The following is a 13,879-nucleotide window of genomic DNA, read 5'->3' as shown; positions in this document are numbered from 1 at the left end:
GGTTGAGCTCTTTCAAAAAACAACGGCATCCATACTTTCATACAGATGCCGTCGCATATTTGGTTAATTGAAAATTACTTTTTGTCTTCAGACACTTCTTCGTAATCTACATCAGACACACCGTCTCCGGCATTGGATGCCCCTTGACCCGCACCTGCATTGGCATCAGGTCCTGGTTGTGCACCTGCACCTTGGGTGGCATTGTAGATTTCCTGAGAAGCAGCTTCCCACGCTTTGTTCAAAGCTTCGGAGGCAGAATCAATGGAAGTAAGGTCTTTGGAAGCATGAGCGGATTTTAATCCCTCCAAAGCAGCGCTGATGTTGGCTTTGTTGCCATCGGAAAGTTTGTCACCATATTCTTTCAGTTGTTTTTCTGTCTGGAAAATCTGACTGTCAGCTTGGTTCAATTTTTCGATTTTTTCTTTTTCAGCTTTATCAGAGGCCGCATTGGCTTCTGCTTCTCGCTTCATTCTTTCGATATCGTCCTGAGACAAACCGGAAGAAGCTTCGATCTTGATTTTTTGCTCTTTGCCGGTTCCTTTGTCTTTGGCTGATACGTTCAAGATACCATTGGCATCAATGTCGAACGTCACTTCGATCTGTGGAATCCCTCTTGGAGATGGTGGAATGTCACTCAATTGGAATCTACCGATTGACCTGTTGTCCTTGGCCAAAGCTCTTTCTCCCTGCAATACATGGATATCAACTGCCGGCTGATTGTCAGAAGCAGTGGAGAATACCTCTGATTTTTTGGTAGGAATGGTTGTGTTGGATTCGATCAGTTTGGTGAAAACACCTCCCATGGTTTCGATTCCCAAGGACAGTGGAGTTACATCGAGTAACAACACGTCTTTTACTTCACCTGTCAATACCCCTCCTTGGATCGCAGCACCGATGGCCACAACTTCGTCAGGGTTGACACCTTTGGAAGGTTTCTTGCCAAAGAACTTCTCTACCTCTTCCTGTATTTTTGGAATTCTTGTAGAACCTCCGACAAGGATCACCTCATCAATATCTGATGGTTTCAGTCCGGCGTCTGCGAGGGCTTTGATACAAGGATCCATTGATCTTTTTACCAAGTCGGCTGTAAGCTGCTCAAACTTCGCTCTGCTTAAGGTTCTCACCAAGTGCTTTGGACCTGTTTGGGTGGCAGTGATATAAGGAAGGTTTATTTCTGTCGAAGCAGAACTTGACAATTCTATTTTTGCTTTTTCAGAAGCTTCTTTCAATCTCTGAAGTGCCATTGGGTCTTTTCTCAAGTCGATCTGCTCTTCAGATTGGAATTCTTCTGCAAGCCAATTGATGATCTTTTGGTCAAAGTCATCACCACCCAAGTGTACATCACCATTGGTGGATTTCACTTCGAATACACCATCACCCAATTCAAGAACTGAAATATCAAATGTACCACCGCCAAGGTCATACACAGCGATTTTCATGTCCTGGTTTTTCTTGTCCATACCGTATGCCAATGCGGCAGCGGTAGGTTCGTTGATGATTCTTTTGACTTCAAGTCCGGCGATCTGTCCGGCTTCTTTGGTTGCCTGACGCTCTGCATCATTGAAGTATGCAGGTACTGTGATGACAGCTTCTGTGACAGTCTGTCCCAAGAAATCCTCTGCTGTACTCTTCATTTTCTGAAGAATCATGGCAGATAGTTCCTGTGGTGTGTAAGACCTGTCACCGATTTTGACTACGACAGTGTCGTTGGCTCCTTTTTCGACTTTGTAAGATGCGTGTTTTTTCTCATCAGATACTTCTGAGAATTTTTTACCCATAAACCTCTTCACAGAGGAAATGGTGTTGGAGGGGTTGGTGATAGCTTGACGTTTTGCAGGGTCACCTACTTTTCTTTCTCCGTTTCCATTGTCCAGGAAGGCCACTATTGATGGCGTGGTTCTTCTTCCTTCGCTGTTTTGGATGACCACTGGCTCGTTACCTTCCATTACGGCAACGCAGGAGTTGGTGGTACCCAAGTCTATACCTATGATTTTTCCCATGATTTTATATTTTCTGTTATTGATTACGACTTTGATTTGAAAGCTATTAGACAACTCATGTGCCAATCAGAAATTCACTATTTAACGTGTCAGTTTGACAGACTAAATGACAATAGGTTAGTAAAAGGATTACGTCATACTGAAATTATTTCATAGAAATGGCAGACTTCGGCTGTTTGCTTTTGGTATGTGAGATTTCGAAACTCAATTGAAAGCCTATTTGAAAGTCGATAAATAAAAAGGAGAAATGCTATAAAGGTAAAAATTGGGAGCACCGTACTTCATTTGGGTGGGTAGAAATCCAATAGGGGATTGTGTTTAGAAAATTTGTGGTGGAGTGATTTTAAGGCAGGTATCCTTTTAAAAAAAAAAGGCCGGTAATAAAACCGGCCTTGCTTTCATATGTTAGAAGCTGAAACCTGTAGTCAGCTTGAAGAATGAATCGTTTCCTTCAACCAAATCGGTACCAAACGAAAATCTTGCAAACGGACCGCCGGTTGGTTTTGTAAATTGGATATAGGGACCTAACCATTGATAGACATCAGTGGATGTCTCAACATTGGATCCTCCTGTATTGATCAGGTGCTCGTAATGTCCACCCAAAGAGAAAAAGGGAGAAACCTTATATCCATAATTTACCCAATAATGGAGATAAGATAATGTTGTACCGGTTGCAGGAGCTTCATTCCTCAAAGGCGCATACAAACCTGCATAAATCTGTCCTTCAGTTTTCGTTTTATTCAAATTGACAGTCAGGTTTGGAACGATACCATCTCCCAACCGGCCGCTACCTGCAGTACCGGATGAAAGCAGGTTTCCTCCCAAAATACCGATTTGAGGATTTACTGCAACTCCTTCAGCAACTTTGAAATTTAAACCGACTCCAAATTCAGTCCAGTTTCCCCATGCTGCTCCTGTGCCACCGGACCAAAGGATGCCATAAAATGTAAAGTCAGTTTTTTCACTGATACTGTATCCCCCTTGAAAGACGGGATAAAATCCGAAAAACTGATCGGAATTCAGGGTGACGTTAAAGGTGAAGTCGTCTGTTTCTTCTTCTTCTTCCTGCGCCATTACGCTTGTCATAGATAGTACCATAAGCATAACGCCAAGTACTGTTCCTCCTTTAAGGAGGTTTGTAAAGTTGTTTTTCATAGGTTTAATAGGTTTTGTAAAATATAGGTTTGTTTTTTGACCACATATTTGAATTTATATGTCAAACATGTAAATCATAGCTTCGAAAATACCTAACAAATCAAAAAGTAACACATTTTAACCTAAAATTCGTTTATAAAACATATCTATAATAAACATTATAAATTTTTATACCTAAAAAAATTCTTGTAAAACTTCATACACAGGAAAGGGTATCATTTGAAATAGTAGACGGGTGATTTAGACATCGCCGGTGATATTCTGGTCTGGAAATTTTAAGTTTTTGGTTTTAATCATTGCCATATAAACTTCCAATTTGATATGTTTAAGCTAAAACAGATCCATCCCTAAGCTTCTATTAAAAGTACTAACTGTTGAAAAAGTAGTTAAATCGAAAAATGCTACAAAATCACAAGGCCCTTAAGAAAAAAAGGTATGTCGCACCTATTTGTGGAAATCCTTATAATTTTTCTTTTGCAACATCACAAGCCCAAAACTCCTTCTGTGGGATTGGGATATAAAGTAATATTCCAAAACAGGAGCAGGTGGTATATAAAAATTTCCAATAAATTCCATTCTGTCAAAACACGAGGTGGAAATGGCAAATACAATAATGCGGATAGAACGCTACCCGGAACTCTATATTTTTATAAATACCTTATCTGTTGTAACTATCCGGGATATATGCATTGAATTTTGGGATTGAAATATTTTCTAATCAAACTTCCACCATTCAGGGGCGTCGTTTGTCCATCTTCTTCCCTGTGCCCTGACAGCGCAGCTTCTACATTCGGCAGCATAGGAGTCTTCAGGTATTACAGGAGACCAAAGACAGGGATCAACCAGATAAAAGGGTACATCCGCCCTGGTGGTGTTAATCCTGGTTACTTTTGTTTTCGCTACTTCAAAATACCCCAGCACAATCTCATTTCGGTCTTCAACATTGGAGATATTCCCAAAAACAGGAGCAGGCGGAATATCAAAAAGCGACCCTTGGTTGTTAATGACGATTTTGATTTTTTCCCAATATTCGTAGGCCTCCCTGTTGATGCTCAATTGCTTGACACTGAAAAAAAACGGATACAAAAAGGAGTTGTCCACCATTCTTTTGCCCATCACAAAAGTCGCCTTCCTGGTGCTTGTCCCCGAGCCGTCAAATAAATTGAGACGGTTTGGTTCGATGGCATCTGAAATAAAACACGGAGGCGGAGGTGGTGGGGGAAAACCTGTTCCCTTTAACCAAACCAAAGGCCAAAAATAAGTTTCTTCGACTGTCCATCTTAGGTAAATGGGATCCTGTGTTGCGGGAAGTGTTGTCTCCGAATTAAGTGTAAAGACAGATTCGGGAGATTCTGTCCGGAATGGTTCATTGGTAAAGGTAAAACTCAGGACATCCTCTGCCTGCCATTTTGGTACTGATTCGTATTTTGACAGGTACACATTTCCATCCAATACCACTTCTAGGGCATAACTTTTGCCTTCGATGGCTTTTACATCATTCAGTTCATAATCGCCGTTTCCGATAGAAAAGTAACTATACCTCTCTCCAGAGGATGTCAAAAGGGAGACTTGGGCATTTGGGACTCCTTTTGGTGGAAATCCAAATATTGTCGTCTGACTCACATTTACCACTTGCTTTTCATCGGTGTCGGTCAATAAGCCATAGATTACCAATTGGCCTTCCTCTGTTTCTCCCACAAAATCAAGCTTGTCAATACAGGAAAAAGGAAGCAACAGGTATAAAAAGAATACCAAAATGAATCTGAAGGATATTTTATGGGTTTTGATCATTTTCCAAAAGCAACAGTATAGGTAAAAGAAGGGAAAGCTGATCCCAATATTGAAATCTGATAAGGTACCAATCTCGGAATCCTGCCTTCACGTTGGAAAAAGACAGAATAGGCGTTTCTCCTTCCGGTAAGGTTATAGACGCTAAAATTGATTTTGTCGTCCCACTTTCTGACAAAGCCGTTGGTCAGGTAGGAAAAGTCAATCCTAAAATAATTAGGAATCCTGAATTCATTCCTGTTTCCAAAATTAGGCACAAAGATTCCACCCACTACGTAGTTGGACGAAAGACCCGTTACCGGTCTGCCTGTTGAAAAATTGACGTTGGTGTTCAAAGTACGTCCCCTTCCGATATGAAAGTTGGTAACCAATGAGATGTTGTGGGGTTTGTCAAAATTAGTCGCAAACCAATTTCCCTGATTTACCTGGATTTCGGGGAATTCAGATGTAGTCCTGATCAGCGACCTGCTGAAGGTATAGGCAAGCCAACCTGTGATACCGCCGGTGTTTTTTTGGATCAAAAGCTCAGCACCGTAGGCAAGTCCTTCCCCTTGGATCAATTCAGTTTCAATGTGTGGATTCAAAAATAGATCTGCAAAATCCCGGTATTCCAATTGGTTGGCTGTGGTTCTGTAAAAACCTTCAAAAGAAGTTGACCATTCGTCTTCTTTGAAATTTCTAAAAAATCCCAAAGAAGCATTGTGGGATCTTTGTGGCTTGATGTAGGTCGTGCTCAATTGCCAAAGGTCAATGGGCGTGGGACCTGTGGCATTGGAGATGGTCTGTAGGTATTGGTTCATTACAGAATAGCCGCCTTTGATGGAATTGACTTCATCGAAAGTCCACCTGAATGAAAATCTCGGTTCAAAGCCACTGTACTTGACGACTTTTCCGCTTTCTACGAAATCTACCCCGACAATCGTCAACCTGGAAATCGGCACACCCTCTTCGTACCTGAAGATCGAATCAGGACCTTGCTGCACATAATTGGAATACCTGATTCCGCCGGAAAAGGAAAGGCTTTCGTTTGGATTCCAGTCTGCAGATATAAAAGGTGCATATTCCATTCCCCTTTCTTTTTGGACGGTCTTGGCCGCAATGCCTGATTCAGGAGTCAAAGGACTCAAGAATTCTGGCCTCATTTGGTATTGGATTGCCTCAGCACCAAAGTTGATATCCACTTTCTCCAAGGTCAACAGTCCGGTTATTTTTCCCTGGTAATAATACAGGCCATTTTCGATTTTGGATGGATCCACGACGGAAGGCTCAAAAAAGCCATTGTTAAAAGAGCCATAGGCCACCATTCCAACCAATGACAAATCATCTGTCAATAGGTTTCGGCTGGTGAGTGAACCCACGAGATTGTTCCAATCAAATCCAAATTGGTTGGAAAATCTGAAATAGTCACCGGTATTGAGCAGGTTAAAATCGAGGTTGTTTTTTTCAGTAAACTGATGGTTGATGCCCAAATAAATATCGTGAAAGTTTATTTTGCTGTTTTGTACATCTACTTCATTTGCTTTGTTCAAAAGCCAATTGGCATTGGATAGCCTGGATGCAAAAATCATTGAGGTCTTTTCAGGTACGATGGGCCCTTCCACCATCACTTTGCTCAAGGCAGTTCCCAAAGAGACACTTCCTTTCCAGTTTTCTTTGCTACCTTTCCGCATCTCTATATTCAGGGCTGAAGAACTCCGCCCGCCAAAATAACTCGGTACTGCACCTTTATATAAGGTGAAGTTTTGGAGTGCATCACCGTTGAAGGAAGACAAAAAGCCCAAAGCGTGACTGTTGCTCAAGACAATGGTCTCGTTCATCATGATCAGGTTTTGGTCTGCCTGACCGCCTCTGATATTCATTCCTGCGGAACCTTCACCGACTGATGTCACTCCCGGCATGGATTGGAGGACATTGAACACATCCGGTTCACCCATAAATGCCGGGACAAGTTTGATATCATTGATGTCCATTTTGGTCACCCCTGTGATTGGACTGCGGATATTCCTGTCCCTTTCGTCGGCTTCAACTGTGAAGGCCTCCAACTCAAAGTCAAGGTTGACAAGTCCTACATCTAATTGGCCGTCTCCATAGAGTTCGATCAGGTAATGGACGGGTCTTTTTCCAAATTGACGGAATACAATGCGGTGCCTTCCTGAATCTAAGGAAAGGACATATTGCCCGATTCTGTCTGTGTTGTTTCCTGCAAAAAAACCGTCAATGTGAATGGAAACCCCTGACAGCGGTTCACCATTTTCCAAGTGGATTACTTTTCCCGTAAGAAAATATTGGGCTCTTTTTGGAAGATCTCCCTGATCAAATTTCACCTCCGTGAATTCAGTCTGTGCTTGAAGATTGGGGATACCAAGGAAAAATTGGGTAAGTATGGTCAAACCAAAAAGCAAAATCACCTTGAATAAACCTCTTGTAAGTTGGCTTTTTACATTCAGACCTGAAAAAATGTTTTGATTTTTGACTGTCACTGCTCTTTGTGGTTATAGGGCTAATTGGAGATGTTAAATTAAAGGATTTATTTAACCTTTCTGTGACAATTCAAGATTTTTTGGATTAATGATATTTGACTTTAGGTTTACTTAAAAAATTACCGAATGAAATAATCCTTGGCTGGGAAAAGCCAAATATACCATTGTCTTGCAGTCTTAAATTAAATATTTTGAATAGGTATTAGTAGGATTTTTTTAACTTACCACTCCTATTTTTCAATGCCCAAAATGCCGTCATGAATGATTATACCATGTGCTCTTGAATATAAACTAGCAAAAATCACCCTTCTCACATTGGGTTTGCTGGTTTATGGTTTTTCGGAAGCTCAGGTTATTTCAGGCAAGGTCGTAGATGAAAAGACCGGTGAATCTCTTCCTTTTGCCAATGTTTTTATCAACAATACTACTTTGGGAAGCACGACTGATATCAATGGGAATTTTAGAATCAGTGGTTCCTTGCCCCAAAACCCTGAAGTCGTGGCATCCTTCGTAGGATATTTTACCAAATACAGGAAGGTTTCTTTTGGAGGGAGAAACCAGGTTACTGTCAATTTTGAATTGACTCCAAAAGAGGACCAACTTGACGAGGTCTCTCTTTCTGCCAAAAGGGACAAGGCTTGGGAAAGGAACCTTCGCAAATTTGAGCGCGTGTTTCTCGCCGTACCGGATGATCCATTTTTCAAAAAGAATGAAATACTCAACCCTTGGGTCATTGACTTTGAGGAAGGAAAAGCAGAAGGAATAGGCAGGTATCTTGCGGCAAGTTCTTCGGAACCTCTTAAAGTGGCCAATAGAGCACTTGGCTATGAGATTGACTACCATCTTCAGGAATACCTTCAGACAAAGAATGGTTTCCAATATTATGGTCTTGTCAATTTCAAAGAAATAGAAAAACCTGAAAATGGGACAGAATCGACATGGGATGAATATAGGAATTCAGCGTATTTTGGGTCAATGCGGCACCTTTTACAGTCTTTGGTACGCAATGAAGCCGATAGTGAGGGGTTTGAAGCATTTATAGTGCAAAATATCGCATCAACACAGCGGTCCAATAATTTTGATAAGGAGATAGGCAGTTCACTTTTGCCACTTCCTTTGGATTCTTTGGTAACTGCAATTTTACCAAATGGCAATTTCGTAGTCGAGTGGCCGGAAAATGTAGAAGTTCATTTTACCAAAAAGTACTGGCCCAGCACTTATTATACAAATAGACCTTTTCCTATCTCTTGGATCAATGCTCCGAATTGTAAATTTGAAGTGGATGCCAATGGTGTCATGATGGATCCCCGAGAGTTGATACTTTCCGGGTATGTCGCAAGAGAGCGTGTTGCAAGGTCTTTGCCCCATGATTTCAGACCGGATTTGGAGAATTTAAAGTTGTTGGCGGAAGTGGATAGCAGTCGGATAAACCAAGATAAATGGAACAACCTCCGTGAAAAACCTTTCCTGACATTTAACAAACCTTACTATTCACCGGGTGAAACAGTCTGGTTTTCTTCTAGAATATTTTACCAAAACGCAATTTTTCAAGATTCGCTAAGCAGGGTTTTGTACGTTGACCTGGTCAATGAGAATAAAGAGGCTGTATTGAAGGAAACCTTCCTCATTGCCTTTGGATCAGCCAAAGGTCAGCTTCAGATTCCTGCAGGGTTTCCACCGGGAAATTATTCCATCCGGGCATACACCAGTTGGATGAGAAATTTTCCAGAAACAGATTTCTTTTACAAACCGTTGCCCCTCATCAGTGGTGACAGGGAAGTGGTGGCATCGGATATTTGGCTGACCAAAGATCAAAGTGAAGAAGAAGTTTCTATCCAATTTTCCTCAGAGATTACAAGAGAGGAACTTTTCAATAGGACTACAATCAGCCTATCAGTACAGGAACCCGACAGTACTTTATTGGAAGGTAATTTCAGTATTTCACTGATTGATGCGGATTTGGCCACTTTCATCGGCGAGCAGCAGACCATTGAAACAGAATTAGACTGGATAGGAACAGAACTCGCCGAGTATGATTTTCCGGAGGAAGGACACAAAATAGAATTCGGGATTTCTTTGGAGGGATATTTTTCCGATAAAAAGGGAAAGCCCTTGGCAGTTCCCTTGACTGTGGTTTTGGGAGAGATGACCGATTTTGGAATCATCAAATCTGACAGCAGCGGGTATTTTTGGGGTACAGGCCTTTCATTTACCGATTCTGCTGAAGTTGCCCTTGCTGCCTTGAACAAAAACAGAAAGTCCTTTGGACAGGTGTCGATCTCTGAAAAAACAAGCCCGCCTGTGAATGTGGAATTGCCCAAACTTCAATTGGAAACCAAGCCAAAATCCACAATTGGGAAGCTTGATATTTTTGATGGGGAATATGTGGAGTTGGAGGAGTTCCTTCTGGAAGAGGAAAAAAAGCAAACCATGGAGGACAAAAACTATGGTTATGGAAAAGGAGACCGAAGTATAGGTCAGGATTTTTTGGAGAAGTTTCCGGAGCAAACGTTAGATGTGATTATCGGTATGAACATGCAAGGGGGTGGTTTAGGGAATTTTAATTGGGGAATAAATGATGGAGAACCGCTCTTAATCATTGACGGTAATAGGTATATCACAGATGCCAATGAAACTACAATGTCAGTATTAAAGACGTTTATTGCTGCCGAAGTTGAATCTATTGAAGTCTACACTTTCAATGCTCCCCAGTTTGGCATGGCGGGATTTGCAGGAGTAATCATGGTAAATACCAAAAAAGGGGCAAATGCCCCTCAGGATCCTGATCAGGTTTTCAACAGTGAAGAATTTCAAATATTTAAAATAAGAGGATTTACTCCCGTCAAAGAATTTCCGGTCCAACTGGGTGAATCTGAAATCCCCGAATCTAGACCATCGCTTTATTGGAATCCTAACGCCAAAACCGATGTAGAGAATGAAAGCTTTACTTTCTCAGTCAATCTTCCAAAGTCTACCAAAAGCATGTTATTGAAGATTGAAGGCATGAGCATTGACGGGATACCTTTTTACCGTGTTTTTCAAATTCCGGTTAAATGAGCACAGAATCTTAGATTCGCCATGAAAGATCGAAATCACGACACAAGGTTGACAGCTAAAAACTTTTACCATTTAATAATATGTTTTCAATGAGAAACTGCCCCATTCTTCCGTCTTCGGTCTTCCGTCCCCTTTCCACTTTTTAATTATCCTTAAATACCTTTACTTATCGTTAATTTTTGTCAACAACCACAATAAAATTGGCTCGTTAGAACATTAAATATTATTTTTCCAACACCATTGACTACCACAACCATGAGCCCTTATTTTCGATTTTTCAAACCAATCTTTTTGTGTTTTTTCCTCTTTGCAATCCTTACGGAAGGTAATGCCCAAGGCATCAGGGGGAAAGTTACCGGCAAAAATGGCGATCCTCTGCCATTTGCCTCCATCTATGTCCGCAACTTGGGTGATGGCGTTCCGACCAACCAAAACGGTGAATATGAATTCCGTCTCAAAAAAGGCGTTTATGACGTGCTAGCACAATATTTGGGTTTTGCTTCGGAAGTCAAAACAGTCGTCATCACAGAAGATTGGGAGGAACTTAACTTCGAATTGGAAGAGCAGGTATATGCCTTACAGGAAGTCACCGTCAAAACCAAACAGGAAGATCCGGCTTTGACGATTATGCGGAAGGCGATTTCCAAAGCCAAATTCCATCGACTTCAGGTGCAGGAATACAGCATGATGGTTTACCTCAAGGGTACCGGGCAACTTACAGATGCTCCTTTTTTTATGAAAAAGGAATTGGAAAAAGAAGGAGTCAAACTCAACGAAGCCTACACAACTGAATCAGTATCAAAAATTACTTTCAAGCAGCCCAATACTGTAGAGGAAAAAGTAATCAGTATCCGGACAAACGGGGACAACAACGCCACTTCTCCGGCCCCTTACATTGCCACGAGCTTTTACAATGCCAAAATCAATGAAGCAGTTACGCCGCTTGCGCCGTCTGCCTTTGCGTATTATCAATTCAAATATGAAGGCTCATTTGTAGAAAACGGCGTCATGGTCAATAAGATCAAAGTGACGCCAAGGTCAAGAGGGGAGCGGGTTTTTGAGGGATACATTTATATCATTGAGGACATTTGGGCGATCCACAGCTTGGACCTGACGACGTCTTTGCTTGGATTTTCGATAGGGGTGAAGCAGATTTATCAGCCTGTAGCCGAGAACGTATGGATGCCCTCGACGCATACTTACACTTTTGGAGGAAAGTTTTTTGGTTTTGCCGGTGAATACAAATACCTCGCATCCACCCGCGACTATAAAGTGACACTCAACCCTGACATGATTGCTGAGACTGAAATCATCGATGAGAAAGTCACCGAAGTTCCCAAGGATGTGACTGCTTTCAACAAAAGTGTATCAAGTCTGGAGCAAATGGCACAAGCGGACAAGATGACAAGGAAAGATTTTAGGAAGCTTGTCAATGAATATGAAAAGGAAGAATTAAAACAAAGCAAGGAAGCAGAAGTCGTTTCCAACAGGAATTACACGATTGATTCACTTGCCAAAAAACGGGATTTGAGCTATTGGGACAGCATCCGTCCAGTGAAACTGACTGAAAAAGAAATCCGGGGATATCAAAGAGATGATAGCTTGGCAGTCATCGAAGCCGCCAAAGTCAGTGAAGTGGATTCAGTTGCGAAGAAAGCAAGACGTGGCTTCAAGCCCGGAGAAATCCTGACGGGAGGATCCTATTCCTTCGGCAAAGGCAAATCAGCAGGTTTCCACACCAACCTGACAAAAATCTCCTTTAATACAGTGGAAGGATTCAAGTTTGGCCTGGCAGGTTTTTACCGAATTGAAAAGTCCACCAAAATGGCAGATTCGGTGACCATGCACAGGAGATCCTGGAATTTCAGGCCTGAGTTCAGGTATGGATTTTCCAGTCAGCAGCCTTACGGAACGCTTGATATCCGAAGATCAGTCAACAAAGGCCGTCCCGGTTATACTGTTGGGTTGACAGGCGGGAAATACATTTTCCAGTTCAATGGAGACAACCCAATTTCAGAACAAGTCAACATGTTGTATTCCTTGCTTTTCAGGCAAAATTACATGAAGCTTTATGAGCAATCTTTCCTGAAAGGATATTACAACCACCGCATTACGGATGGTTTAACTTACCGAACCAATGTGACTTATGCCTTCAGGCGTGAATTATTCAATAATTCTGATGTCAGTCTTTGGAATCGACCTGAGCGGGAATATACCCCAAACAGACCTGAAAACATTGAAGCTGATCCGGTGGCTTTTGAAAACCACCATGCATTGATCTGGACCAATAACATCGAATGGAGACCTGGATTGAAGTATTATATCAGGAACGGCAGAAAAAACCCATTGTATGAATCTGCCCCTTTGGTCAATTTCAGATATACCAAAGCTATTCCGGGAGTTTTCAATAATGCGATGGCCTCAAAGTTTGACTTGGTAGAAGCTAGCATTGAGCATTTCTTCAACTTTGGGGTGAGCGGCAAATTGGATTTCAATGTCAGTGCCGGTGCCTTTCTGAATAATGATAGGGTGTATTTTATGGACTTCAAGCATTTTGGCGGTAACAGGACCATCTTTGCCAATATGGGTGTGGCGGCCAATTACAGGTTTTTGGATTACTATCAATACAGTACCCAAACCCAATATGTAAGCGGGATTGTGCATTACCAGTTCAGGAAGTTTTTGCTGACACAGTTGCCGATGTTGCGGTTTTCGGGAGTGAGAGAAAACATATTTTTCAATTACCTCAAAACCCAAAATTCTCCTCATTATTGGGAAGTCGGTTACTCTTTAGATAATCTCTTCAGGATCTTCAGGGTAGAAATGGGTGCCGGCTTCGAAAACAGCAATTACCAAAGAGGAGGGTTCAGGTTTGGTATAGCAAGCTTTATCAATGTCAATTTTGAAGATTAATTTCTCCTGGGTAAGAAGCAAAATTTTCTAGAATTTGATATTTGGATATTGTGATATTAAGATATTGTTTTTGAATCCATTGCTTATTGGAGATGATCAATTTCAAAAAATGGCATCAATATTTCGGAATTTCCCTCCTCCTGGAAGTAGTGGTCTGTGGTCCGTGGACTGCCGACCACATTAACCCTTAACCAAATAACCAATAACCAAATACCCACAACATCATCTTAAACCCAAAACCTTCGAGGTCAATAAAAGACCTCAAAGGTTATCGGTAACCAACCTTCCAACTTTTTAACCAATTAACCAAATAACCCATTAACCAAATCCCAAATTTTGATTTTACCGCAAAGCCTTCTATATTGGCAGCTGTAAGGTTTAATATCAATAAAGATGAATAACCTTTGGTTATTTCACTTTCATCGGGGCTTCTTAGAAGCCTTTTTTGGTTTATAGACTTTGATTAAGCCATGACAAGTCCTTAAT

At 41.5% G+C, this 13,879-nt stretch carries 6 protein-coding genes; 2 read left to right on the top strand and 4 right to left on the bottom strand.

Features of this window, described 5'->3' with window-relative positions; all coding sequences use genetic code 11:
* Positions 1-74: 74 nt before the first annotated feature.
* From dnaK to DQW11_RS16225, 4 genes are all read right to left on the bottom strand, one after another.
* Positions 75-2,000, bottom strand: coding sequence for a molecular chaperone DnaK (dnaK, locus tag DQW11_RS16240; RefSeq protein WP_113925293.1), 1,926 nt, complete (start codon positions 1,998-2,000; stop codon positions 75-77).
* A gap of 405 nt (positions 2,001-2,405) precedes the next feature.
* Entirely contained in the window at positions 2,406-3,155 is a 750-nt protein-coding gene (locus DQW11_RS16235) for a DUF6733 family protein (protein WP_232826770.1), read from the bottom strand.
* 714 nt (positions 3,156-3,869) lie between these two features.
* Entirely contained in the window at positions 3,870-4,946 is a 1,077-nt protein-coding gene (locus DQW11_RS16230; protein WP_113925154.1) for a DUF4249 domain-containing protein, read from the bottom strand.
* Complete coding sequence (locus DQW11_RS16225) at positions 4,943-7,423, bottom strand: TonB-dependent receptor (protein WP_113925153.1); 2,481 nt, start codon at positions 7,421-7,423, stop codon at positions 4,943-4,945. Before DQW11_RS16225 ends, DQW11_RS16230 begins: the two co-directional genes overlap by 4 nt.
* Before the next feature lie 261 nt (positions 7,424-7,684).
* Here DQW11_RS16225 and DQW11_RS16220 point away from each other — a divergent pair, with 261 nt between their 5' ends.
* The gene (locus DQW11_RS16220) at positions 7,685-10,480 is read left to right on the top strand and encodes a carboxypeptidase-like regulatory domain-containing protein (RefSeq protein WP_113925152.1); all 2,796 of its coding nucleotides are present in this window, start codon (positions 7,685-7,687) and stop codon (positions 10,478-10,480) included.
* A gap of 255 nt (positions 10,481-10,735) precedes the next feature.
* Positions 10,736-13,393 (top strand): DUF5686 and carboxypeptidase regulatory-like domain-containing protein, encoded by a 2,658-nt coding sequence (locus tag DQW11_RS16215; protein ID WP_113925151.1) that lies wholly within the window; start codon positions 10,736-10,738, stop codon positions 13,391-13,393.
* Positions 13,394-13,879 lie beyond the last annotated feature (486 nt).

The organism is Cognataquiflexum aquatile (assembly GCF_003316845.1).
Lineage (GTDB): Bacteria > Bacteroidota > Bacteroidia > Cytophagales > Cyclobacteriaceae > Cognataquiflexum > Cognataquiflexum aquatile.
Note: the sequence above shows the minus strand (reverse complement) of the source record. Positions and strands in the feature narration are given on the sequence as shown.

What these genes read in the sequence shown, in the direction of transcription:
- dnaK (WP_113925293.1), bottom strand. Translation starts at nt 2,000, where the DNA reads ATGGGAAAAATCATAGGTATAGACTTGGGTACCACCAACTCCTGCGTT.
- DQW11_RS16235 (WP_232826770.1), bottom strand. Translation starts at nt 3,155, where the DNA reads ATGAAAAACAACTTTACAAACCTCCTTAAAGGAGGAACAGTACTTGGC.
- DQW11_RS16230 (WP_113925154.1), bottom strand. Translation starts at nt 4,946, where the DNA reads ATGATCAAAACCCATAAAATATCCTTCAGATTCATTTTGGTATTCTTT.
- DQW11_RS16220 (WP_113925152.1), top strand. Translation starts at nt 7,685, where the DNA reads ATGATTATACCATGTGCTCTTGAATATAAACTAGCAAAAATCACCCTT.
- DQW11_RS16215 (WP_113925151.1), top strand. Translation starts at nt 10,736, where the DNA reads ATGAGCCCTTATTTTCGATTTTTCAAACCAATCTTTTTGTGTTTTTTC.